Annotated in this window: 18 protein-coding genes and 3 pseudogenes; 10 read left to right on the plus strand and 11 right to left on the minus strand. The window is 63.8% G+C overall.

All coding sequences use genetic code 11. From position 1 onward, the window contains the following. Nucleotides 1-42: 42 nt before the first annotated feature. The 8 genes and pseudogenes from ACQB61_RS02315 to mbhE all read right to left on the minus strand — a co-directional run bounded on the left by ACQB61_RS02315 (nucleotide 43) and on the right by mbhE (nucleotide 6,552). Complete coding sequence (locus ACQB61_RS02315) at nucleotides 43-747, minus strand: hypothetical protein (protein ID WP_430511325.1); 705 nt, start codon at nucleotides 745-747, stop codon at nucleotides 43-45. Nucleotides 748-863: 116 nt separating this feature from the next. Further along, nucleotides 864-1,316: a monovalent cation/H(+) antiporter subunit G gene (gene mnhG / locus ACQB61_RS02320; protein ID WP_430511326.1), complete on the minus strand. Its 453-nt coding sequence runs from the start codon at nucleotides 1,314-1,316 to the stop codon at nucleotides 864-866. Beyond that, the gene (locus ACQB61_RS02325) at nucleotides 1,316-1,606 is read right to left on the minus strand and encodes a monovalent cation/H+ antiporter complex subunit F (protein WP_430511327.1); all 291 of its coding nucleotides are present in this window, start codon (nucleotides 1,604-1,606) and stop codon (nucleotides 1,316-1,318) included. Before ACQB61_RS02325 ends, mnhG begins: the two co-directional genes overlap by 1 nt. Beyond that, complete coding sequence (locus tag ACQB61_RS02330) at nucleotides 1,603-1,938, minus strand: Na+/H+ antiporter subunit E (RefSeq protein ID WP_430511328.1); 336 nt, start codon at nucleotides 1,936-1,938, stop codon at nucleotides 1,603-1,605. The genes ACQB61_RS02325 and ACQB61_RS02330 overlap by 4 nt, the downstream gene beginning before the upstream one ends. Beyond that, nucleotides 1,935-3,439, minus strand: a pseudogene (locus tag ACQB61_RS02335) (proton-conducting transporter membrane subunit). The gene ACQB61_RS02330 and the pseudogene ACQB61_RS02335 overlap by 4 nt, the downstream one beginning before the upstream one ends. Beyond that, nucleotides 3,432-3,818, minus strand: coding sequence for an NADH-quinone oxidoreductase subunit K (locus ACQB61_RS02340; RefSeq protein ID WP_430511329.1), 387 nt, complete (start codon nucleotides 3,816-3,818; stop codon nucleotides 3,432-3,434). Before ACQB61_RS02340 ends, ACQB61_RS02335 begins: the two are co-directional and overlap by 8 nt. Then, the gene (locus tag ACQB61_RS02345; protein ID WP_430511330.1) at nucleotides 3,815-4,219 is read right to left on the minus strand and encodes an MnhB domain-containing protein; all 405 of its coding nucleotides are present in this window, start codon (nucleotides 4,217-4,219) and stop codon (nucleotides 3,815-3,817) included. The genes ACQB61_RS02340 and ACQB61_RS02345 overlap by 4 nt, the downstream gene beginning before the upstream one ends. A gap of 5 nt (nucleotides 4,220-4,224) precedes the next feature. Beyond that, a complete protein-coding gene (gene mbhE, locus ACQB61_RS02350) occupies nucleotides 4,225-6,552 on the minus strand; it encodes a hydrogen gas-evolving membrane-bound hydrogenase subunit E (protein WP_430511331.1) in 2,328 nt (775 codons plus the stop codon). Between the two features lie 247 nt (nucleotides 6,553-6,799). Here mbhE and ACQB61_RS02355 point away from each other — a divergent pair, with 247 nt between their 5' ends. The 10 genes and pseudogenes from ACQB61_RS02355 to ACQB61_RS02400 all read left to right on the plus strand — a co-directional run bounded on the left by ACQB61_RS02355 (nucleotide 6,800) and on the right by ACQB61_RS02400 (nucleotide 20,250). After that, entirely contained in the window at nucleotides 6,800-7,384 is a 585-nt protein-coding gene (locus ACQB61_RS02355; protein WP_430514265.1) for an ANTAR domain-containing response regulator, read from the plus strand. A 34-nt stretch (nucleotides 7,385-7,418) separates the two neighbouring features. Beyond that, nucleotides 7,419-8,690 (plus strand): CmpA/NrtA family ABC transporter substrate-binding protein, encoded by a 1,272-nt coding sequence (locus tag ACQB61_RS02360; RefSeq protein WP_430511332.1) that lies wholly within the window; start codon nucleotides 7,419-7,421, stop codon nucleotides 8,688-8,690. Nucleotides 8,691-9,041: 351 nt separating this feature from the next. Then, complete coding sequence (locus ACQB61_RS02365; protein WP_430511333.1) at nucleotides 9,042-10,334, plus strand: ABC transporter substrate-binding protein; 1,293 nt, start codon at nucleotides 9,042-9,044, stop codon at nucleotides 10,332-10,334. Nucleotides 10,335-10,404: 70 nt separating this feature from the next. Beyond that, nucleotides 10,405-11,301, plus strand: a complete 897-nt coding sequence (gene ntrB, locus ACQB61_RS02370; protein WP_430511334.1) for a nitrate ABC transporter permease — start codon at nucleotides 10,405-10,407, stop codon at nucleotides 11,299-11,301. A 14-nt stretch (nucleotides 11,302-11,315) separates the two neighbouring features. Continuing rightward, nucleotides 11,316-12,116, plus strand: a complete 801-nt coding sequence (locus ACQB61_RS02375) for an ABC transporter ATP-binding protein (protein ID WP_430511335.1) — start codon at nucleotides 11,316-11,318, stop codon at nucleotides 12,114-12,116. 5 nt (nucleotides 12,117-12,121) lie between these two features. After that, nucleotides 12,122-14,587 (plus strand): nitrite reductase large subunit NirB, encoded by a 2,466-nt coding sequence (gene nirB, locus ACQB61_RS02380; protein ID WP_430511336.1) that lies wholly within the window; start codon nucleotides 12,122-12,124, stop codon nucleotides 14,585-14,587. A gap of 5 nt (nucleotides 14,588-14,592) precedes the next feature. Continuing rightward, on the plus strand, nucleotides 14,593-14,955 hold the full coding sequence (gene nirD, locus ACQB61_RS02385) for a nitrite reductase small subunit NirD (RefSeq protein WP_430514266.1): 363 nt from the start codon (nucleotides 14,593-14,595) through the stop codon (nucleotides 14,953-14,955). Further along, the gene (locus ACQB61_RS02390) at nucleotides 14,948-17,656 is read left to right on the plus strand and encodes a molybdopterin-dependent oxidoreductase (protein ID WP_430511337.1); all 2,709 of its coding nucleotides are present in this window, start codon (nucleotides 14,948-14,950) and stop codon (nucleotides 17,654-17,656) included. The genes nirD and ACQB61_RS02390 overlap by 8 nt, the downstream gene beginning before the upstream one ends. Continuing rightward, nucleotides 17,631-19,162: pseudogene (cysG, locus tag ACQB61_RS02395) on the plus strand (siroheme synthase CysG). Before ACQB61_RS02390 ends, cysG begins: the two are co-directional and overlap by 26 nt. 164 nt (nucleotides 19,163-19,326) lie before the next feature. Then, entirely contained in the window at nucleotides 19,327-20,250 is a 924-nt protein-coding gene (locus ACQB61_RS02400) for a hypothetical protein (protein WP_430511338.1), read from the plus strand. 113 nt (nucleotides 20,251-20,363) lie between these two features. Here the strand turns inward: ACQB61_RS02400 and ubiV are convergent, their stop codons facing one another. From ubiV to ubiT, 3 genes and pseudogenes are all read right to left on the minus strand, one after another. Then, entirely contained in the window at nucleotides 20,364-21,272 is a 909-nt protein-coding gene (gene ubiV / locus ACQB61_RS02405; protein ID WP_430511339.1) for a ubiquinone anaerobic biosynthesis protein UbiV, read from the minus strand. 4 nt (nucleotides 21,273-21,276) lie between these two features. Continuing rightward, a pseudogene (gene ubiU, locus ACQB61_RS02410) lies at nucleotides 21,277-22,253 on the minus strand (ubiquinone anaerobic biosynthesis protein UbiU). Then, nucleotides 22,253-22,768: a ubiquinone anaerobic biosynthesis accessory factor UbiT gene (gene ubiT, locus ACQB61_RS02415; protein ID WP_430511340.1), complete on the minus strand. Its 516-nt coding sequence runs from the start codon at nucleotides 22,766-22,768 to the stop codon at nucleotides 22,253-22,255. The pseudogene ubiU and the gene ubiT overlap by 1 nt, the downstream one beginning before the upstream one ends. Nucleotides 22,769-22,904 lie beyond the last annotated feature (136 nt).

Genomic DNA, 22,904 nt, shown 5'->3' on the forward strand with positions numbered 1-22,904 from the left:
CCCAATTGCAATAACCCAACCACAAGCTGGCGTACCAGAGCTTTATACCGGGATGCCGGTCTGCGGCTCCATGATCAGCACATCGCTTTCCAGTCCCGGTGCTATGCGTTCACGCCAGGGCGTGCCGTACCAGCTGGTGCGCAGCGGCCGGGGCGTGTGGCCAAGGATAACGGCGCGCACGTCTTTTGCCCCTGCGGGGATAGAGCAATCGTCACCCTCTGCAGCGAGCTGCACATAGTCACAGCCAAAGCGGCGGGCAACATCTGCAAGATGCGACGGGCTGTCTGGCCGGTTGGTGACGTGGACAAGTTTCGTCACGTCCCAAAGGCCGCTGAGCAGGGCCCATTCCGTCAGGGCGGGCAGATGGCTTTCGCCGCAATCACGCACCACGAGCGTGCGGGCGCTTTCCGGCAGCGTCTTGCCGGAGGTGAAAAGAACCGGACCGCGATGGCACGATGGCAGCCGCAAAAGCCCATCCGGCTCCCAGGTGGTCAGGTTCCGCCGGCCCTGTGCCTGGTGATGGAACCAGCCCTTGCAAGGCAGAACCAGCAGCGTCCGGCCTGGGTCGTCGGCGCAGTTGAGAAGCTGCTCCGGATCCCCTTCGTCGTAGACGAGGACCGGCTCGGAGGAGGCTTGGGATGTGCAGGCCTTGAGCGCCCGAAGCGCGCCGCTCGCCTTATCCCGTATCTGCCGCCGCATCAGTGCGTGATCGCTGGAGGCGGCAACGGCGTTGGTGTCGATGAGCACGTATGCGCTCAGGCTGGCACCAGTGCCTTTGGCTATGGCGCAGGCCCTGCCAGCTGGCGGTTGTACTTCACCATGGATCACCGCAAAGCGGACTGCCTCCAGCGCGGGAAGCGGCTTCAGGGGCCGCGCGGCTCCACGAGATGGCGGAACGGAGCTTGCTCCCGATGCTTGCTGGGACCGGGCTCTGGCTCACCGGCAGACCAGCCGGTTGGCCATTTGGTGCGCTCATCCAGGGGCTGGGGCGCCCGGCGCAGCACGCCATCCAGCGCATCCCCTCCGGCAAGTGCCAGACGGGCGCCGGACACATAGGCTGCCCGGCCCAGAAGATGACCGGCGACGGGTACCGTCAGCAGCAGGAACAGCAAGGTGAACAGACCCAGCACTACGGCGTCCATTTCACCATGGGCGATGATGCTGCCGAGAAGCACGAGGCCAGCGCCCAGCGTGCCGGCCTTGGTGGCGGCATGCATGCGCTGGAACGGATCGGGCAGCTTCATGACGCCGAGAGCTGCGATGCAAAGGAAGCCGACACCGGCCAGCTTCAACAGGACGGAAAGCAGCATAAGCATCACTTGTCCTCCTTCTTCTTTTCAAGCAGAGCCGACAGCGAGCAGGTGGCCAGGAAGCCGACCAGCGCGATGCCGAAGGCTATATCCAGAAATTCGCGTCGCCCGGTGCCAATCATGGTCAGGGCCGCAATGGCAACGGCGATGCCGGTCAGCATGTCCAGCGCGACAAAACGGTCGGCATAGCCGGGGCCCGTGATCATGCGGATGGCGGCGAGGGTCAGGGGCACCATCAGGATTGCGATCAGGACGGTGGCGAAGAGGGTCAGGTAGCTGTCCAGGAACTCGATCATCCTTCTATCTCCTTGATGCGCTTCTCGAATGTGTCCTTGATGCTGTCCTTCACCGCTTCCGGGTCTGGCGCATCGAGGACGTGTACATAGAGGGTGCTCAGGTCCTCGCTGACGTGCAGCGAGGTGGTTCCCGGTGTCAGGCTGACGCAATTGGCCAGAGTGGTAACCCCGGCGCGGCTGCGCAGGTTCACCGGAATGGCGAGGATGGCTGGCTGCAAGGCCGAGCGGCTGCCCAGCACCTGCCGGGCCACAGTAAAGGACGAGACAACCAGCTCCTTCAGGAAGACAACTCCGAGAACGGCGGACTGGCCGATGCGAATGGCGAGGGTCATGGCATCACTCCTGCGGTCTTGGGTTCAGTTTCGAAAGCGCTGATGAACTCTGACGGATTGCCCAGGCTGTCTCCGGCGAGACTGGAGAAGGCAATCAGCGGTTCGGGATTGAAGCCGATGGCAAGTGTAATGATGCCCAGCACGGCAATGGGGGCAAGCATGGCGACCGGCAATGGCCGCGCCTTCAGCTTGCGCACCGGCTCCTTCCAGAAAGCTTCAATCCAGATCTTGCTCATGGAGAAGATCGTCAGCAGACCGACAAAAAGGGCAACGGCGGCAAGCCAGGCGGCATCATTCTGGAAGGACGCATCCACCACCATGAACTTGGCCCAGAAGCCCGACAGCGGCGGAATGCCGGCCAGAGATAGTGCGGGGATGGCAAACAGCACCGCCAACAGGGAGAGGACTTCATCAGCCCGCCGGACTTGCGCAGGTCGAAGGATCCGGTCGCCCGGTGGATGGCACCTGCGATGAAGAACAGGTTCGCCTTCACCACGATGTGGTGGATGATGTAGAAGACCGCGCCTGCGAGAGCCAACGGCGTTGCGATGGCCAGGCCAAGCATGATGTAGCCGATCTGGCTGATGATGTGGAACGACAGGATGCGCCTCACGTCCCACTGTACCGCAGCGCCAAAGACGCCGAACAGCATGGTTCCGGCCGCAAACATGGCCATCAGTGGCTTCAGTCCACCGTTGTCCACCTCGAAGAGCAGGGTAAAGACGCGGAACAGTGCATAGACGCCCACCTTTGTCAGCAGGCCCGCAAACACCGCCGAAACGATGATCGAGGCCGTGTGATAGGAGGCGGGCAGCCAGAAGAACATGGGGAAGAAGCCCGCTTTGATGCCAAAGGCCAGCAGGAACATCATCGCCGACAGGCTGAGCGCAGCCGAGGCCTCTGTGCGTGGCAGAACGGTGGCGAGGTCTGCCATGTTCAAGGTGCCAGTGGCGCCATAGAGAAGCCCGATCGCCATCAGGAACAGGATGGTCGAGAACAGGTTCAGCACTGCGTATTTGACTGCTCCGTCGATCTGGGCGCGGGTGCGGTCCAGCGTGATGAGGCCGAGCGTTGCGATCAGCATCACTTCAAACCAGACATAGAGGTTGAAGATGTCGCCGGTCAGGAACGCGCCGTTGACGCCGGTCATCAGGCCGAGGAACAGCGGGTAGAAGCCCGAGCGGATCTGACGCTGACGCAGGTCCGCGAGGGCAAAGACCAGCGCGCACAGGGCGAGCAGGCTGGAGATCACCACCATGGCCGCGCTGAAGCGGTCCGCGGCAAAGACGATCCCGAAAGGAGGGGTCCAGCCGCCAAAGGTTTTGGTCAGAACGGCGCCGGTCATGGTCGCGCGCAGCGCCAGCACGGAGGCCGCCAGCGTGAGGGTGATGCCGGCAAGGGCCACGGCGCGCTGTACGGCTGGCCAGACATGGAAGGCGGCAGCCAGCGCGGCGGCGGCCAGCGGCAGGATGACGGGCCAGAGAAGAAGTGTGTCAGCCATTGCGGGTGGCCTCCTTGTCAAAGGGCGAGCCGAGTTCTTCGGCGGCGTTCTGCTCGTCGGTGAAGACGGAGCCGAGGGCCGAATGGGCCTTGAGCACGAGTGCGGCGGCAAAGGACACCAGCGCAAAGCCGATGACGATGGCGGTGAGGATGAGTGCCTGCGGCAGCGGGTTGGCTGCGTCTGAGGCCAGAACCTGTGCGCCCTTCTCGATGATCGGCGGTGCTGTGAACTGAAGCCCTCCGGCGACGAAGATCAGCAGGTTCACGGCAGCCGACAGCAGAACGACACCGAAGAGGATGCGCATCACATGCCGCGACAGCAGCAGATAGATGCCTGCGCCCATCTGGGCCGAAATGGCGAAAGCGTAGATGAGGCTCACTGTTCCACTCCTTCATAAAATCGGAAGACCAGCGACAGCACGCCGCCGATGACGACCAGGAAGACGCCGATGTCGAAGATCGTGGCGGTGCCCACGTGGGTGGAGCCAAGGCTCGTCCACCAGTGGGTCAGGAACGAGCTGTCGGAGAAGAGCCCCGGCAGGCCGCTGGCGAAGGACAGGAACAGCCCGCAGCCCATGAGCACGACCGGATGGACCATCAGCGCCCGGCGGGCTGTCTCCACATTTCCGGCCAGCGCCAGCAGCGCGAAGCCGAGGGCGGCAAACAGCCCACCGATAAAGCCGCCGCCAGGCTCGTTGTGGCCTCGGAACAGCATGTAGATGGACGCCACAAGCAGCAGCACGAAGACGAGGCGGGACATGGTTGAGAAGATGATGGACATGAGTGTCACTCCTTCGTGCTGGCAGGCTTGCGGGTGCCTCGCAGCAGGCCCCAGGCGGCGATGGTGGCGAGGGCAACGACCGCGATTTCACCCAGCGTGTCGATGGCGCGGTAATCCACGAGGATCACGTTGACGACGTTGCGGCCAAAGGCCTCCAGGTAGCTGGTCTGGCCGAAATACTCGGACAGGCGCATGTCGACGGGGGTCGCACCGGTGGAGGCAAGCGCGACAAACATGATCACAGCAAACCCGGTGGCGATCAGGCCGTCGCGGCGGCGCTCATTGACGGTGCGCGAATGACGGCGCCGCGAGGGCAGGCGCAGCAGCACTGCCGTCATCAGAATGACGATCAGCGTTTCAACGGCGGTCTGCGTCAGGGCGAGGTCCGGCGCGCCGTTCAACATGAACACCACGGCAGAACCGAAGCCGGTGACGCCGGCTGCCACCAGCCCGGCGATCAGAGAGCGCACGAAGACCGTTGCGATTGCGCCAGCGGCCGTCACCAGCAGCACCAGCACCACGGAGATGCGGAAGCGGCCCTCACTGGCGAGGAAGTCCCAGGACGGTGCGGCGAAGAAGGCAAAGGCAAGACCCGCGATCACCGTCAGCAGCACGATGGAGGTGTAGCGGTGCTGGTCGCCGTTCTGCAGCACACGGGTCGACAGGCGCGCAGCCCCCAGGATCCCGTTGAGCGCCTTGTGGTAGAACCGGTCACCCAGCCAGGCATAGAACCGGTCATAGTGGCGCAGCATGCTGTGAATGCGGGTCCACTGCAGCAGGATCACCGCACCGATGGCGATGACGAGCGCGGAGAGGAGCAGCATCGGCGTCAGCCCGTGCCACAGCTTGAACGAGACGTCGAGCGGTTGGCCGTAAAGGGCAGACGCGGCCGGGCCAATCAGCCAGTTGCCTGCCGGGGCAGGGATAAGTCCGATGAGAATGCCGCCAGCGGCCAGCAGCAGCGGTCCTGCCAGCAGGCCCGGTGTTTCTCCGTGATGCGCTTCGCTGACATGTTCGGTCTTGAAGTAGAACGGGCGCAGGGACACCACACCGGCAACGCCCACCATCACGGCATTGACAAGCACGGCAGCGGCAACGGGCAGGACATTCCAGTCACTGGCGAGCTGTGCCTCGAACAGATATTCCTTCGAGATGAACCCTGCGAAAGGCGGAAGTCCTGCCATCGAAAGGCTGGCCAGCACGGCAGCAACAGCCGTCACCGGCAGGAAACGGGCCAGTCCGCCCATCCGGTGCAGGCTGGTCTCGCCGGTCGCATGGATCGCCGTGCCCGCGCAGAAGAAGAGGGCGGCCTTATAGAGCGCGTGGGTCAGGATGAAGCCTACGGTCGCCACGGCAGCCACTTCGCCGGTCAGGCCGATCAGCATCACGAGAATGCCAAGCGAGGCGACGGTGGACTGGGCCAGAACGGCCTTGAAGCCTTCGGCGCGCAGGGCCTGCATGGCCGCGATGACCATCGTCAGCGAACCGATGATGACCAGCGTATGCCCGAAGGCAGGCATTCCGGCGAAAACCCCGTCAAACCGCGCCAGCAGAAACACGCCCAGCTTCACCATGGTGGCGGAATGCAGATAGGCAGAGGCCGGGGTCGGCGCGGTCATGGCATTGGGCAGCCAGAAGTGGAACGGGAACTGCGCGCTCTTGGTGAAGGCGCCAATCATGATCAGGACTGCGATCGTTCCGGCCCAGGGGCTGGCAACGAGTTCACCGGAACGGGCCAGAACCTCCGTGAAGGAGAAGGTGCCCATGGTCATGCCGATGACGAGAACGCCTGCAAACAGCACCAGCCCGCCGCCGCCGGTGACGATGAGCGACTGAAGAGCCGCCTTGCGGGAGGCTTCCTTGTGGCCGTCAAAGCCAATGAGAAGGAACGAGGCGAGGCTCGTCAGCTCCCAGAAGACGAACATGACGATGAGATTGTCGGACAGCACCGTGCCGAGCATCGCTGTCATGAACAGCATGATGAGGCTCAGAAAACGGCCAATCTCCGGGTTGGGCTTTTCGGCGAAATAGGCTCCGGCATATATCACCACCAGCGTGCCGATGCCGCTGATCAGCAGGCCGAAGAGCAGCGAGAAGCCGTCCAGACGGAACGCCAGCTCGACGCCCAGCGACGGCACCCAGGCCAGCTGCGCGGTCAGCGCTCCGCCGGATGCGACCTGTCCAGCCTGCATCAGCAGCGAGACAAAGATGGAAAGCGGGATGAGGCACATCACCCAGCCGGTGTTCCGCCCCAGAAATGATGCAGCTGGCCGCGCAATCATTGCGCCCGCCAGTGCGGCAAGTATGCTCCACTCAAAGCTCACGGCTTGCATCCCTCTTGCTGTTTGCCCTGTATTGGCAAGAGCTGTGCCAGCCTTTTTCCTATTTATTTTCAATGAATTTGACGCTCTGCTCTGCTTCCCTGTCTGGTTTTCCGAACAAGACCCCTGTGCCCCTGTCCGGAAATCCGGACACGCGGAGGGAAGGGCATCAGGCCTTTGTGAGCCTTATTTTCGGCATGCCTATAAAAGGAGCAGAAGGTGATATTGCGTTGCGGAAAAGCCCCGCCATAATCGCGTGATGGACGCTGCCCTGACCGTACTCGTGATCGATGAGAACGACATTCGCGCCTCGATCATCGAGCGTGGATTGCGGGAAGCCGGGCATGAGCGGGTCATTCTCCTGTCCAGCATGGACGGACTGGTGCGCCGCATTGTCGAGATCGACCCGGATGTGATCGTGATCGATCTGGAAAACCCCAATCGTGACCAGCTGGAGCATCTGTTTCAGGTGTCCCGTGCTGCCCAGCGGCCAATTGCCATGTTTGTGGACCGCTCGGAAAGCGGCATGGTCGCGGCGGCAGTGGAGGCCGGGGTTTCGGCCTATGTGGTTGATGGATTGCGGCAGGAGCGGGTGAAGCCGATCCTCGATATGGCCATTGCCCGGTTCAACGCCTTCACCCGCCTGCAGCAGGAACTGGCAGAGGCACGCAACGCGCTGGAAGAGCGCAAGGTGGTGGAGCGGGCCAAGGGCATCCTGATGAAGTCCCGCAGTCTCAGCGAGGAAGAGGCTTTCACACTGCTGCGGCAGACGGCGATGAACGAAAAGAAGAAGATCGCGGATATCGCCCAGAGTGTGGTGACCGCAGCCGGCCTGCTGCTGTGAACGGCCGGCCGGAACGGGGAGCGCGCAGAAGGAGTTGGACAGGATGAATGCACACCCGGCACATGCCCCCGATCTTCCCCTGCCCGGCAAGGGGCCGGGACGGGAGCCGCGCGTGCTCAGGGCAGGCTTTATTCCGCTCGTTGATGCCTCGATCCTGCTGGCCGCTGCCGAGGCTGGCTTTGCAGAGCGTGAGGGCCTTCGGCTGGAGCTGGTGCGTGATGTTTCCTGGGCCAATGTGCGCGACAGGCTCGCCTTCCGCCAGTTCGACATTGCCCATATGCTCTCGCCGATGCCGGTGGCAGCCCAGCTTGGGCTTGGCTCCAATCCGTCGCCTGCGGTAACGCCCTTTTTCCTGGGGCAGGGCGGCAATGCCATCACGCTGGCGTTGCGGCTGTTCGAGGAAATGGCAGCGCTTTCCGAAGGGGTGGAATTGGCAGATGCGCTGGGCTGCGCCAGGGCTTTGGCGCTGGTGGTGCGGTCGCGGCGGGAAGGCGGCCTGGCGCCGCTGACGCTGGGGGTCACCTATCCCTTCTCCTCGCATAACTACGAGTTCCGCTACTGGCTGGCGGCAGGGGGCATTGATCCGGATTCGGATGTGCGGCTGGTGGTCGTGCCGCCGCCGATGACATCCGACGCGCTGGAAGCGGGCGCTATTGACGGCTTCTGCGTCGGTGCGCCGTGGAACATGATTGCCTCGGAGCGCGGCGTGGGGCGGATCGTTGCCGCCAAGCAGGACATTTGGCCGCTGGCGCCGGAAAAAGTGCTGGCCATGCGGCCGGAGTGGGCGGACGCCAATCAGGATACGGTCATGCGGTTGATCGTGGCGCTTGACCGGGCGGCGCGCTGGTGTCAGGCGCCTGAAAACCATGATGACCTGGCCGCGATCCTTGCCGATCCGCGCTATCTTGGCGCGCCGAAGGACATCCTGCGCCGCGTGCTGGCCGGGGAATTCAGCCTAGATGCCCATGGCCGCACGCGCCGGATCGACAGCTATTTCCGGTTTTCCGGGCAAGGGGCGAATGTGCCCAGCCAGACGCTGGCACTGTGGATCTACAGCCAGATGATCCGCTGGGGGCAGGCGGAGTTTTCGCAGGCACTGACGGAAAAGGCTGCCAGCTCCTGCCGTCCGGATCTCTACCGCGAGGCACTGGGCGCAGATGCGGATGCAGACCTTGATGAGGCAGCGCTGGCAGCGGCTGCTTTCATGGATGGCGCCTGCTTTGATCCTCAGGACATCATGGCCCATGTGGAGGGCTTCCCGGTGCGACGTAGGCCCGGTGAGCCGGTTCTGCTCCCCGACGTGTGAGTGGATTCAATTTGTGCAGATAAGTTGCTGCGCTGCATGATGATGCACAAAAAGGCGGCTCTTCTTTTCTGATGCCGTCAGGTGGAAACTGATCATCTTCTTGAAAATCCCTTTGTATTCAAATCTGTAACGCTGCTTCAGCCATCTGGCACAGCATTTGCTTTTAATATCTCAGTCCGGTCAACGGCGACCGGAACCATCGAACGCACATAACCGCGTTCACGAGAGACATCGACGTCGCTTGGTTTGCTGCCGGGAACCTCCCTTCCCGCGCGCAGTCACCGGGCGGCGTTTTTTGTTTTGGGCCTCAGGAAAAGCAGAAGGGCCCGGGCAGAAAAGGGGACAGACACGATGAGCATCACCACCGCATCCGGCCTGAGCCGCCGTACGCTGTTGAAGTCCACCGCCGCCGCCGCTCTTGCCGGAGTGGTTAAGTCAGCCTTTCCCTCAGGCGCCTTTGCGCAAGGCGCGGGGCCGGAGACCACCCGCGCCGTTCTCGGCTTCATTGCGCTGACCGACGCTGCGCCGCTGATCGTTGCCAAGGAGAAGGGGCTTTTCGCCAAGTATGGCATGCCGGATGTGGAAGTGGTGAAGCAGGCCTCCTGGGGCACCACCCGTGACAATCTGGTGCTGGGCTCGGAAGGAAATGGCATTGATGGCGCGCATATTCTGACGCCGATGCCCTATCTCATCTCCGCCGGCAAGGTGACGCAGAACAACGTGCCGCTGCCGATGGTCATCCTCGCCCGCCTCAATCTGGACTCCCAGGGCATTTCGGTCGGCTCTGCCTATGCCGACATGAAAGTCGGGCTTGATGCCAGCGTGTTGCGCGATGCCTTCGCCGCCCGCAAGGCGGCCGGAAACCCGGCCAAGGCAGCGATGACCTTCCCCGGTGGCACCCATGACCTGTGGATCCGTTACTGGCTGGCAGCCGGTGGCATTGATCCGGACAAGGACGTGGAAACCATCGTCGTGCCGCCCCCGCAGATGGTGGCCAACATGAAGGTTGGCACCATGGACTGCTTCTGCGTGGGTGAGCCCTGGAACGAGCAGCTGGTCAATCAGGGCATCGGTTACTCGGCCCTGACCACAGGCGAGATCTGGAACAAGCACCCCGAAAAGTCGCTGGGCATGCGCGCTGACTGGGTTGAGAAGAACCCGCGTGCAGCGCAGGCCCTGTTGATGGCTGTCATGGAGGCAGCGCAGTGGTGCGATGACATGGCCAACAAGAATGAGTTGTCGGAAATCGTCGGCAAGCGCGCCTGGTTCAACGTTCCGGCCAAGGACATCGTTGACCGTCTGAAGGGCGAATATGACTACGGCAACGGCAAGCTTGTCGAAGACAGCCCGCATTTCATGAAATTCTGGCGCGACCACGCCTCCTATCCGTTCCAGAGCCACGATGCCTGGTTCCTGACCGAGGATATCCGCTGGGGCAAGTTCGAGCATGGCACCGACATCAAGGCCATGATCGCCAAGGTCAACCGTGAAGACCTGTGGCGCGAGGCGGCCAAGGCCTTGGGCGTCTCCGATATTCCTGCCTCCACCTCGCGCGGTGTGGAGACCTTCTTCGACGGCAAGGTCTTCGACCCGGAAAACCCCGAAGCCTACCTGCAGAGCCTTGCGATTACGCGGATCGCCTGAAGGCGGCATGAGATGTTCCGGAGCGCGGACGCACCGCTCCGGGACGGACGAAGACCCGAGGGAGACCCAGATGCAACAGACCCAGTTGAAGATGAAGGATGCCGCGATGCGCAAGGCAACCGCCAGCGTCATCGCTTTTACCCGCCCCATGAAGTCCAGCAGCCATTTTGCCCGCGCCCAGGCGCTTGTCCGCAGCGCCGCAGAGATGGTTCTGCCTCCGCTTCTCACCCTCGCCGTGCTTCTGGCCTTGTGGGAAGTGCTGTGCTCCTCACCCACCGCCAGCCTGCCATCGCCCTCGAAGGTGCTGTCGGAGAGCTGGGAGATCATCGTCCATCCCTTCTACACCGGGCAGGGCATTGATCAGGGCATGTTCTGGCAGATCTTGGCCAGCCTGCAGCGCGTGGCCGTGGGCTATGCCTTTTCGGTCGTTGTGGGCATTGGGCTTGGCGTCCTCGTCGGCTCCAGCCAGTGGGCCATGCGGGGTCTTGATCCGATCTTTCAGGTGCTGCGCACCGTGCCGCCGCTGGCCTGGCTGCCCCTGTCGCTGGCCGCCTTTCAGGATGGCAGCCCGTCAGCCATCTTCGTCATCTTCATCACCGCCGTCTGGCCGATCATCATCAACACGGCAGTCGGCATCCGCAACATTCCGCAGGACTATCAGAACGTTGCCAAGGTGCTGCGGCTGAACGGCTTCGAGTATTTCGCCAAGATCATGCTGCCCGCTGCGGCGCCCTACATCTTCACGGGCCTGCGCATCGGCATCGGCCTTTCCTGGCTCGCCATCGTGGCAGCGGAAATGCTCATCGGCGGCGTCGGCATTGGCTTCTTCATCTGGGACGCGTGGAACTCGTCGCTGATCAGCGACATCATCGTCGCCCTCGTCTATGTCGGGGTCGTCGGCTTCTTCCTTGACCGTCTCATCGCCTTTGCTGGCCGCCTCGTCACCCGCGGCACTGCGAACGCCTGAACAGGAGAACCGGCATGGCACAGTCCTATCTTTCCCTGCAGCTTGTCTCCAAGGCCTACGAGCGGGCGGGCCTCAAGTCCGAAGTGCTGCGTGAGGTTTCCCTCAATGCGGACAAGGGCGAGTTCATCTCCATCATCGGCCACTCCGGCTGCGGCAAGTCCACGGTGCTCAACATCATCGCCGGGCTCACCCCGGCAACGACGGGCGTTGTTTTTCTGGAAGGGCAGGTGGTGGATGCCCCCGGCCCGGAGCGGGCGGTCGTCTTCCAGAACCACAGCCTGCTGCCCTGGCTGACCGTCTACGAGAATGTCGATCTGGCGGTCTCCAAGGTGTTCCGTGGCCGCAAGAGCAAGGCCGAGCGGCATGACTGGGTGATGCACAATCTCGATCTGGTGCAGATGGCCCATGCCGGCAGCAAGCGCCCGGCGGAAATTTCCGGAGGCATGAAGCAGCGCGTCGGCATCGCCCGGGCGCTCTCCATGGAACCCAAGGTGCTGCTGCTGGACGAGCCCTTCGGCGCATTGGATGCGCTGACCCGCGCCCATCTGCAGGATGCGGTGATGGAGATCCACGCCCGGCTCGGCAACACCATGATCATGATCACCCATGACGTGGACGAAGCCGTGCTCCTGTCAGACCGCATCGTGATGATGACCAACGGCCCGGCAGCCTGCATCGGCGAGGTGCTGGAGGTGCCGATCGCGCGCCCGCGCAACCGCATCGAGCTGGCTTCCGACCGCACCTATCTGAAGTGCCGCGAAGCTGTTCTGAAATTCCTCTACGAGCGTCACCGCTTCGTGGAAGCGGCGGAGTGACACCCATGCGCCAGAAACTCGTTATCGTCGGCAATGGCATGGCTCCGGGGCGGATGCTGGAGCATCTGCTGGAGCAGGCGCCGGACCTCTACGACATCACCATTTTCAATGCCGAACCGCGCGTGAACTACGACCGCATCATGCTGTCGCCGGTTCTCTCGGGCGAAAAGGCCTTCGAGGATATCATCATCCACGGGGATGGCTGGTACGTCAGCCATGGCATCACCCTCTACAAGGGCCATCGCATCAGTACCATCGACCGTGAGGCGAAGACGGTCACCTCCGATCAGGGCGAAACGGAAGCCTATGACAAACTGGTGATCGCCACCGGCTCGGTGCCTTTCATTCTGCCCGTGCCGGGCAAGGAGCTGAGAGGTGTCATCACCTACCGCGATCTTGATGACGTGGATGCCATGCTGCTGGCCGCGCAGGCCCGGGAGACGGCGGTGGTCATCGGCGGCGGTCTGCTGGGGCTGGAAGCGGCTGCCGGGCTGAAGGCACGGGGCATGGATGTCACCGTGCTGCATGTGATGCCAACGCTCATGGAGCGTCAGCTTGATCCGGCGGCTGGCTATCTGTTGCAGCGCTCGCTGGAAGAGCGCGGCATCAAGGTGATGACCCGCGCCAACACGCAGGCGCTTCTTTCCGATGATGCCGGCAAGGTCCGCGCCGTGGCACTGCAGGACGGCACGGAAGTTCCCGCAACACTCGTCGTCATGGCTGCGGGCATCCGCCCCAACGCCGGCCTTGCCCGCGAGGCAGGGCTGGATGTGAACCGGGGCATCCTCGTGGATGACCGCATGCGCACCAGCGATCCGGACATCTTCTCCCTCGGCGAATGCGCGGAAGTGGGCGGGCAGGTCTATGGCCTTGTCGCGCCGCTTTATGAAATGGCGCGGGTGCTGGCGGGCGAACTGGCAAAGCCGGTGACGGGCGAAGACGTGAAGGGCTTCGTCCATCAGGACACGCCCACCAAGCTGAAGGTGACGGGCATTGATCTCTTCTCGCTGGGCGATTTTGCCGAAAGCGAGGACCGGGAGGAAATCGTCCTGCGCGATGCGAGCGCAGGCGTCTACAAGCGGCTGATCCTCAAGGACAACCGTATCATCGGTTCGGTTCTCTTCGGCGAGACCGGCGATGCCGCATGGTTTGCGGATCTGAAGAAAAAGGGCACGGATATCTCGGATCTGCGCGAGACGCTGATCTTCGGGCAGGCCTTCCAGGGAGGGGGCGCACTGGACCCTACGGCGGCCGTTGCGGCGTTGGCGGATGATGCGGAAATCTGCGGCTGCAACGGCGTGTGCAAGGGAACCATCGTCTCGGCCATCTCGGCCAAAGGCCTGACCAGCCTTGAGGAGGTCCGCGCCCACACCAAGGCCTCGGCCTCCTGCGGCAATTGTACGGGGCTGGTGGAAAAGGTGATGCAGCTCACGCTTGGCGACAAGTTCCAGGCGCAGGCGGTCAAGCCCATGTGCGGCTGCACCACGCATAGCCATGACGAAGTGCGCCGCCTGATCAAGGCCAGCAAGCTGAAGTCCATTCCGGCGGTGATGCAGGAGCTGAACTGGTCAACCTCCGGCGGCTGCGCCAAGTGCCGGCCCGCGCTCAACTACTATCTGATGGCCGACTGGCCGGGCGAATATGAGGATGACAGCCAGTCGCGCTTCATCAACGAGCGCGTTCACGCCAACATCCAGAAGGACGGTACCTATTCCGTCGTCCCGCGCATGTGGGGCGGCATGACCTCGGCGGCAGAACTGAGGGCCATCGCCGATGTGGTGGACAAGTTCGCCATTCCCGCCGTCAAGGTCACCGGCGGCCAGCGCATCGACATGCTGGGGGTGAAGAAGGAAGACTTGCCCAGCGTCTGGGAAGACCTCGGAAAGGCCGGCTTCGTCTCCGGCCACGCCTATGCCAAGGGCCTGCGCACGGTGAAGACCTGTGTCGGCTCGGACTGGTGCCGCTTCGGCACGCAGGATTCCACCGGTCTGGGTGTGCGGCTGGAGAAGTTCCTCTGGGGCTCCTGGACGCCAGCCAAGGTGAAGCTGGCCGTCTCCGGCTGCCCGCGCAACTGCGCCGAAGCCACCTGCAAGGACGTGGGCGTGATCTGTGTGGACAGCGGCTACGAGATCCATTTCGCGGGCGCTGCCGGGCTCGACATCAAGGGCACGGATGTTCTGGGTCTTGTCCATACCGAGGATGAGGCGCTGGAGCACATCACGGCGCTGATCCAGATGTACCGTGAGCAGGGCCACTATCTGGAGCGCATCTACAAGTGGGCCAAACGCATCGGCCACGACGAGGTGCGCCGCCAGATCATGGAAGATGGCGACCGCCGCCGCGCCTATTTCGAGCGCTTCGTTTACTCGCAGAAATTCGCGCAGACCGATCCCTGGTCCGAGCGTGTCTCGGGCAAGGACAAGCATGAATTCCGGCCCATGGCCGTGCTGGGACTGGAGGCGGCGGAATGAACGCGATGACACCAGACTGGATCGAGATCGGCAGCCTGTCCGACATTCCCCGCTCGGGTGCCCGTGTCGTCAAGACACCGGCCGGCTGTATCGCCCTGTTCCGTACCGAGAGCGACGAGGTCTATGCGCTGGACGACCGCTGCCCCCACAAGGGCGGCCCGTTGAGCGAGGGCATCGTGCATGGCCGGTATGTCACCTGCCCGCTGCACAACTGGGTGTTTGACCTTGCGACGGGTCTGGCTCAAGGGGCGGATGAGGGGGCTGTGGCCACGACGCCTGCCCGTGTCGAGGGCGGGCGGGTGTTCCTCACCCGCGCCGCGCTGACCCTGCATGGCCGGACCGCGCAAGGGGAGAGGCTGGATGGCTGAAACCACCCGCACCGCCTGCCCCTATTGCGGTGTTGGCTGCGGCGTGCTGGCCACCCGGCATGACGATGGCTCCGTCACCGTGAAGGGCGACCCGGAGCATCCCTCCAACTTCGGGCGGCTTTGCTCCAAAGGGTCGGCACTGGCGGACACGCTGGCGCTGGAGGGCAGGCTGCTCCATCCGGAAATCGGCGGGCGCCGGGCCTCCTGGGATATGGCGCTGGATCTCGTCGCCCGCCGGTTCAGCGAGGCCATCCGCGAGCATGGGCCGGACAGCGTTGCCATCTACGGTTCCGGCCAGCTTCTTACGGAGGATTATTACGCCGCCAACAAGCTGATGAAGGGCTTCATCGGTTCGGCCAACATCGACACCAACTCCCGCCTCTGCATGGCCTCTTCCGTGGCTGGCCACCGGCGGGCCTTCGGCTCGGATACTGTGCCTGGCAGCTATGAGGATCTGGAAGAGGCGGACCTTGTGGTGCTGGTGGGCTCCAACCTTGCCTGGTGCCATCCGGTTCTGTTTCAGCGGCTGGAGGCAGCCAAGGCGGCGCGGCCTTCCATGCGGGTTGTCACCATCGACCCGCGCCGCACGGCCACCAGCGAGCTGGCGGAGCTGCATCTCTCCATCCGCCCGGATGGGGATACGGCGTTGTTTATCGGGCTGCTCGCCTATCTCGACGAGGGCGGGCGCATCGACCGGGCTTACGTGCGCGAGCATGTGAACGGCCTTGAGGACGCGCTGGCCATTGCCCGCCAGTGGACGGTGATTGCCGTTGCTGCGGCAACGGGGCTTTCTGCGGCTGAAACCGGCGCCTTCTTCGAGCTTTTTGCCCGCACGCAGAAGGTGGTGACGGTCTACAGCCAGGGCGTCAACCAGTCCGTCTCCGGCACGGACAAGGTGAATGCCATTCTCAATGTGCATCTTGCCACAGGCCGCATTGGCAAGCCCGGCATGGGGCCGTTTTCCGTCACCGGCCAGCCCAATGCCATGGGCGGGCGCGAGGTGGGCGGCCTTGCCAACATGCTCGCCGCCCATATGGACCTCGACAATCTGGCGCATCGGGACATCGTGCAGGGCTTCTGGAACGCGCCAAAGCTGGCAGCCAAGCCCGGCCTGAAGGCGGTGGAACTGTTCGACGCCATGCACGAGGGCCGCATCAAGGCGGTCTGGATCATGGCCACCAACCCGGTGGACAGCCTGCCGGATGCGGACAGGGTGCGCGAGGCCTTGGGCCGCTGCCCCTTCGTGGTTGTCTCCGATGTGTTGCGCGACACGGACACCACCCGCCACGCCCATGTGCTGCTGCCCGCCGCCGCCTGGGGCGAAAAGGATGGCACGGTGACCAGTTCCGAGCGGCGCATTTCCCGCCAGCGCGCCTTTCTGCCGCTCCCCGGCGAAGCCTTGCCTGATTGGGCCATCATCTCTGCCGTGGCGCGGCGCATGGGGCATGGTGAGGCCTTTGCCTATACGAGTGCGGCAGATATTTTTGCTGAACATGCTGCCCTTTCCGGGGCTGGAAATAACGGCAGCCGCGATTTCGATATCAGCGCCCATGCCGGGATAAGCCAGCCGGACTATGACGCGCTTGAGCCCTTCCTCTGGCCTGCGCCCGCTGAAGGAAAAGGCCCGGAAGATGGCCGCTTCTTTGCGCAAGGCGGTTACTTCACCCCGGATCGCAAGGCGCGGATGGTGCCGGTGATGCCCGCCGCAACCGGACCGGAAGAGGAGGGGCTGCTGACGCTCAACACCGGCCGCATCCGCGATCAATGGCACACCATGACGCGCACTGGCCGGGCAGCGAGGCTGCTGACCCATATCGCCGAGCCCTTCGCCGAAATTCACCCCGATGACGCCGCTGTTCATGGCATTGCGGCGGCGGATCTGCTGGAGGTTTCCAATGCACGAGGCAGCGTTCTCGTGCGCGCCGTGGTGACGGAGCGGGTGCGCCGGGGCGAGGTTTTCGTACCGATGCACTGGACGGGACAATTTTCCGCCCGCGCCCGCATTGATGTTCTGGCCGGGCGGCAGCGCGATCCGTTCTCCGGCCAGCCGGGGCTCAAGCGCAATCCTGTGCGTATCTCGCCCGTTGCAGCCCGCTGGCATGGCTTTGCCGTGCTCTCCCGCGCACCGGAGCATTTGCCCTTCGCCTATTGGGCTCTTGCGCCGCTGGCTGACACCGGAACCAGCGCGGCGGTGAAGATCGAATTTGCCACGCTGGACGAGGACGCGCCGGAAGAGATTGCGGCAAGCCTCCTGCGCCGCTGCACGATTGGCGGGGCTGGCAAGCCGGAGCAGATGTCGTTCCATGCGGCGTCTGACGGGCTTTACCGTTGCATGGTCTGGCAGGACGGTGTGCTGGCTGGTGCCGTATTCCTCGCCCGCACGCCGGTTGCCGTTTCCCGCAGCTGGGCCAGCAGCCTGCCGGGCACGCGGGACGATGGCCCCGCCACCCGCTGGCGGCTGCTGGCCGGGCGTCCGGCGGCGGATGTGCCGGACAAGGGGCCGGTGATCTGCACCTGCTTCCAGATTGGCGCCAACGAAATCCGCCGCGCTGCTGCTGAAGGCTCTGACACAGTGGCTGCAATTGGCGCCTGCCTTGGCGCAGGCAGCAACTGCGGCTCCTGCCGCCCGGAAATCGCCCGCCTGCTGGCGGAGTGCAAACCCCATGAGGAGGCGCATGACCATGCTGCACGTTCAGCCTGAAACTTCTGGCCTTTCGCCTCGTTCCGCCCGCCCGCAGCGTCCCGCCCGGATGGAGCCTCTGGCCGTGCTGCCGGTGTTCCTGCCGCTCACGGGGCGCAAGGCGGTGCTGGCCGGGGGCGGGGAGCCTGCCGCCTGGAAAGCCGAGCTGCTGCTGGCCGCAGGGGTGGAATTGCATCTCTTCACGGACAACCCTTGCGAGGATCTTGCGGCGCTGCTGGCCGACACGGTGCTGAGCCCGCGCATCCATCATGCCTTGCGGCGGTGGCAGCCGGAAGATCTCACTGGCGCAGCCCTCGCCATTGCCGATGCCGAAGATGACGAGGAGGCCGCAGCCTTCTTCGCGGCGGCCCGTGCGGCGGGAGTGCCGGTGAATGTCATCGACCGGCCGGCCTTCTGCCAGTTCCAGTTCGGCGGCATCGTCAACCGCTCGCCGCTGGTCGTCGGCATCTCCACCGATGGCGCGGCCCCCGTGCTGGGTCAGACGGTGCGTCAGAAAATCGAAACCCTGTTGCCGCCCGGCCTGTCGCGCTGGGCGCAGCTTGCAGCCCGCATTCGCGCAGCGGTGAGTGAGCGGCTGGAAAGCGTGGCCTTGCGGCGGCGCTTCTGGCGGCAGTTCAGCGAAGCCGCCTTTGCGCGCGGGGAACTGGGCCTTGAGGAGGATTTCGGCGCCCTTATCGATCATCTGGCTGAGGAAGCCCCCGCCACCGGCGAAGTGGTTCTGGTGGGGGCAGGCCCCGGCGATGCCGCTCATCTGACGCTTGGTGCCATGCGGGCGCTGCAGTCGGCGGATGTGATCCTGTTTGACGATCTTGTCAGCGCCGAAGTGCTTGAGCTAGCCCGCCGGGAGGCAAAGCGCATGCTTGTCGGCAAGCGCGGCGGGCGGGAAAGCTGCGCGCAGGAAGACATCAATGACATGATGGTTTCGCTCGCCCGGCAGGGACGCAAGGTGGTGCGGCTGAAGTCCGGCGATCCGATGGTGTTTGGCCGCGCGGGGAGGAAATCGCCCGCCTCGAAGTCGAAGGCATCCCCGTTTCCGTGGTGCCGGGCATTACGGCGGCCTCGGCCATGGCTGCGCGTCTGAAGGTGTCACTCACCCACCGCGACCATGCTCAGGGCCTGCGCCTGATGACCGCCCATTCCCGTCACGGCGGCCTGCCGGACACGCTGGACCTGACTGAGCGCGCCACCTCTGCCTCCACCACGGTGTTCTATATGGGCCGCCGCATGGCAGACAGCCTGCGCCAGCGTCTCCTGTTGGAAGGCGTCTCCCCTGACTTGCCCGTTGTGGCCCACGGCTCCGTCAGCCGCCCGGAGGAAAAGATCTGGACCGGCCGCCTTGCAGACCTTTCCAGCGCCGCCATGGCTGCCTTCGGCGACGCTCCTGTGCTGATCGGAATAGGGCAAGTCTTTGCGGCGGCGAAGGCGGGAGAAGAGGAGGCCGGGTTGCCGGATATCCAGCATCATTCACTCAGTGGTGGAACTTTCGCCACTTTCCATCGATTGTAGTCCATCTGCACTTTTGTTCTGCTGATAGTCTGGAATGTGTGAATGAATGAATTGATCTCCGGACCGGCCTCCGCCCAGCGGTGGCCGGTACTGTTTCCTGTCCTGCTCGCCTGCCTGTTTTACCTGCTTTTTCCCACGCCCCGATCCCCGGCCTGCCGGAGACCATGGCTGAAGGCGTGCTTTCCGGGCGCGAAGGCCTTGAACGGCTGTCTTTGATGGCCCTTGGCGCCATACCGCTTTTGACAGTGCTTGGCTTTGCCGAGATCTTGAAAATTCTCGCTCCGTCCCTGATGGCCAGATGGGAGAAGACGCGGATCTATGGCCCAGTCATCGGCCTGCTGGTGGCCGCTGTTACGCTGACGCAAGGGCAAGGCATCCTTCAGGCGCTCGTGGCCATGGGCTATCTGGAAGACAGGCCGGCGGTGGTCTTTGCCGCTCTTGCCTGTTTTGCCGGGGTCTCGCTGCTCCTGTTCTGGTTTGAAGGGAGGATCCGGCTGCCGGGACACAATAGCGGCGTCTGGGTGCTTCTCGCCATTCCGGCTTTCGCTAGCTTGTTCACCTGGCTGCCGCAGGTATTCGAGATGCTCCGCTATGGCATGCCTCTCAAGGATTATCTGTTGCTCTCGGCCTATGTTCTGGCGGTCATCGTGCTCGTGGCAGGTGCCTGCATTTTGCTGCGTACCGGCTCCGAGCGGCCAGATTTCTTAAGGATGCTGCTTTGGCCGCCCATGCTGGCAAACATGCTGGTGATGTATCTGGCGCCGCTGGTGATGGTGTTTATGCCTGCGGCAAACCAGCATGATCCGGTGCTTTGGACCATTGCCGAGGTCGTGCTGCTGGTTCCGCTCATGGCGGGCTTCGTCTCAGGTTACTGCCGAATCTACGGCAAGGGGGCGGGCTCAGACGGCAATCCTGCGCTCCCCATTGCCATGCTTGCTGTTCCGGTGTTCGCGGTGCAGGTCTTCGTCTTCGCCGGTTCCAAGCTCCTGAATGTGTTTGGTTCGCTTCCGGTGATGGTCGAAGGCTACATGATGACGGTCTGTGTGGCTGTCATGTTCAGCCTGCTGCAACTTTTCCGCCGGGCCTGAGTTTTTTGACTCATGCCAAAGCCTTCGATGCTGATGCATCACGCCTTGAGGATGCTCAAGTGCCGCATGGGCTTGACAACCTCTCGATGAGCCGAGCTCATCGAGAGGTGATGTCAAACCTGCGCATGCTGCGGATTGCCGGACCATGAGACACCGGCAGCCCCTTCCAGAAAGCCGTCGCAGAAAGCGCCGCCGGGCGCATGAGGAAGGGCTTTGGCGCTCATTTCCTCTGCGCTGATGCGTCCCTGCACCAGATCATCGAACAGGCTGATCACCTCGAAGAAGCCTTGCGTCTGGGGCGAGAGCCTGAGGCCGCGCACGCCTGCGCCCTTCAGGCGCGGCAGGGTGTGGGCCATGTTGGCACATTGGGCAGAAAGCGTCTGTACGCCGTTGATGGCCAGAAACTCCTGCCCGTCCAGAGTATCCACCGCCAGTCCGTCCGGATCATCGGCGCAGACGAACTGGCACTGATCCTTGGCCCGGTCGTGGTAGCGCGCATGATAGCAGCGGCCGGAGATGGCCAGCGGCAGGCGGCCCCAGCCCCAAACTTCCACCGGCACGGGGTCCGCTGCCGCAGCCAGACGTTCCACCGATGCAATGGTCAGTTCCGGTGGCAGGCAGAATCGGACGGCGCCGCGCGCCTTCAGGAAGGATATGGTTCCTTCGTTGTACACGTTGATCAGGGGACCTGCCGAAAAGGCAGCGCCCTGTGGTAAATGGGCGAGGGCGGTGATGTCATTCACCTCAACCTCAAGGCCCATGTCTGCCACCTCGGCGGTCTGTTTGCGCTCGCGCTTCAGGGTGACCAGCGCAAGGCTTGTCACCGCCACCTCCTTGCCGCCTGCCTGCAGCTGTTCGATCGCATCCGGCAGGCGCGTCTGATAGAAGGGCAGGCGCTTGGAACAAACCAGTTCACCGATGATGACGCGCTTTACGCCCGGTGTTTCAGCCAGCCTTGCATAGAAATCACTCCACGCCGCAGCGTCCCAGAAGCCCATCACCGGGCCAACTGTCAGCTCCATCCTGTCATCTCCAGATCTTGTTATAGGCCCCGGCGGTGGAGCTCTGGCCCTCGGTCAGCTGCGCCAGCATTCCGGCGGGCACAGGGCGGCCTGCTTCCAGCGCCTCGACGGCGGCGCGGAAGTTGCGCACCACCTGGGACACATAGGCCCGCGACCGCTGACGGCCCTCGATTTTCAGCGCCGAAACCCCGGCCTTTGCCAGCGCGGGCAGCAGCTCGGAGGCATCAAGGCTCGCCGGGTCCTCGAAGACGTAGCCCGTGCGTTCACCCACCTTGAAGCAGCCCTTGCACAGGGTGGGGTAGGGGCCGCTTCGCCCTTGGCGGCGCGGTGAATGGTGTAGCCGCCAAGCCGTGCCGCCAGATCCTTGCCCTCCTCGGCATATTCCACGTGGCTTGCGGGCGAGCAGACGCCGTTCATGTTGGGTGAGCGGCCGGTGATGTAGGATGACAGGGAGCAGCGCCCCTCCGCCATCACGCAGAGCCCGCCGAAGATGAACACTTCCGTCTCAACGCTGATCTCGCGGTTGATGGCGGCGATTTCCTGCACACTCAGCACACGCGGCAGAACGACCCGTTTCACATCGAATGTGTCTGCATAGAAATTGATGACATCGGGGTTTGCGGCTGCTGCCTGCACCGACAGATGCCGCCGCAGATTGGGATGCCGTTCTGCCGCGTAGGCAATAAGGCCTAGATCCGCGAGGATCGCGGCATCGGCGCCCGCCTGTTCCGCATCGGCAACGGCGCGGTGCCACAGGTCTTCGTTTCCGGCGCGGGGGAAGGTGTTGATTGCCACCAGAACCTTCGCTCCGCGTGCATGGGCATAGGCCACGCCTGCGGCGAGTTCCTCGCGGGAGAAGTTGAGGCCGGGGAAATTGCGGGCGTTCGTGTCATCGGCAAAGCCGCAATAGATGGTATGCGCGCCGGCATCGGTGGCAGCCCGGAGCGCCGCAGGCGTTCCGGCGGGGCAGACGAGTTCCATCATCGGAAAGCCTCCATGGGGGCCGGGCGGCTCAACGGCACGCCAGTCATGGATTGCAGCAGGGCAATCACACGATTGGCAGCACCTGCGAGCGGGCCGGTCAGGCGGGCGATTTCCGCGCCCAGATCCAGCTCCGCGTCATCAATGGCATTGCGCAGGGCAAGGGCAGCCGAGGTGTCGCCCTCGATGGTGAGATCGCGGGAGAAGAACAGCGCATCTCCATCCCACACCCCATGCACCAGCCCGACGAGCGCCGCCAGCTTTCCGGTGATGCGGGCATCGGCGGCAGGCGGAGTGGTGTGCAGGGTGATGGTCAGCGGCTCCTGCGAGAGGTCCATCAGGAAAGTCAGCGGCACATCGCTTGCCGTCAGTGCAAAGCGGCAGTGGCGGTAGGTGCCAAGCCGCGTCATCAGGCCGGGATGGCGCGCCACGATCTGCCGCGCTGCACCGGTCAGCACAAAGGCCGCAGGCGCAGTTGGTGCAAGGCGCAGTCCAAGGGCTAGAAACGGTGGCATTCCGGGAATGGACGGGGGTGGCCAGCGCCAGGGGGCTGTCAGGGCTGGTGTCTGGGCCTGAAGGGATCATGCGGGGGCTCCGTCTGTCGCGTTGCCCGGCACCATAGGCATCACCGCAGGTGCTGTAGTTGATGCG

Origin of the sequence: Pannonibacter phragmitetus (assembly GCF_050510895.1) — a bacterium.
Lineage (GTDB): Bacteria > Pseudomonadota > Alphaproteobacteria > Rhizobiales > Stappiaceae > Pannonibacter > Pannonibacter phragmitetus_B.

What these genes read in the sequence shown, in the direction of transcription:
- mnhG (WP_430511326.1), bottom strand. Translation starts at nt 1,316, where the DNA reads ATGCTTATGCTGCTTTCCGTCCTGTTGAAGCTGGCCGGTGTCGGCTTC.
- ACQB61_RS02325 (WP_430511327.1), bottom strand. Translation starts at nt 1,606, where the DNA reads ATGATCGAGTTCCTGGACAGCTACCTGACCCTCTTCGCCACCGTCCTG.
- ACQB61_RS02330 (WP_430511328.1), bottom strand. Translation starts at nt 1,938, where the DNA reads ATGACCCTCGCCATTCGCATCGGCCAGTCCGCCGTTCTCGGAGTTGTC.
- ACQB61_RS02345 (WP_430511330.1), bottom strand. Translation starts at nt 4,219, where the DNA reads ATGTCCATCATCTTCTCAACCATGTCCCGCCTCGTCTTCGTGCTGCTG.
- mbhE (WP_430511331.1), bottom strand. Translation starts at nt 6,552, where the DNA reads ATGCAAGCCGTGAGCTTTGAGTGGAGCATACTTGCCGCACTGGCGGGC.
- ACQB61_RS02355 (WP_430514265.1), top strand. Translation starts at nt 6,800, where the DNA reads ATGGACGCTGCCCTGACCGTACTCGTGATCGATGAGAACGACATTCGC.
- ACQB61_RS02365 (WP_430511333.1), top strand. Translation starts at nt 9,042, where the DNA reads ATGAGCATCACCACCGCATCCGGCCTGAGCCGCCGTACGCTGTTGAAG.
- ntrB (WP_430511334.1), top strand. Translation starts at nt 10,405, where the DNA reads ATGCAACAGACCCAGTTGAAGATGAAGGATGCCGCGATGCGCAAGGCA.
- ACQB61_RS02375 (WP_430511335.1), top strand. Translation starts at nt 11,316, where the DNA reads ATGGCACAGTCCTATCTTTCCCTGCAGCTTGTCTCCAAGGCCTACGAG.
- nirB (WP_430511336.1), top strand. Translation starts at nt 12,122, where the DNA reads ATGCGCCAGAAACTCGTTATCGTCGGCAATGGCATGGCTCCGGGGCGG.
- nirD (WP_430514266.1), top strand. Translation starts at nt 14,593, where the DNA reads ATGACACCAGACTGGATCGAGATCGGCAGCCTGTCCGACATTCCCCGC.
- ACQB61_RS02390 (WP_430511337.1), top strand. Translation starts at nt 14,948, where the DNA reads ATGGCTGAAACCACCCGCACCGCCTGCCCCTATTGCGGTGTTGGCTGC.
- ACQB61_RS02400 (WP_430511338.1), top strand. Translation starts at nt 19,327, where the DNA reads ATGGCTGAAGGCGTGCTTTCCGGGCGCGAAGGCCTTGAACGGCTGTCT.
- ubiV (WP_430511339.1), bottom strand. Translation starts at nt 21,272, where the DNA reads ATGGAGCTGACAGTTGGCCCGGTGATGGGCTTCTGGGACGCTGCGGCG.
- ubiT (WP_430511340.1), bottom strand. Translation starts at nt 22,768, where the DNA reads ATGCCACCGTTTCTAGCCCTTGGACTGCGCCTTGCACCAACTGCGCCT.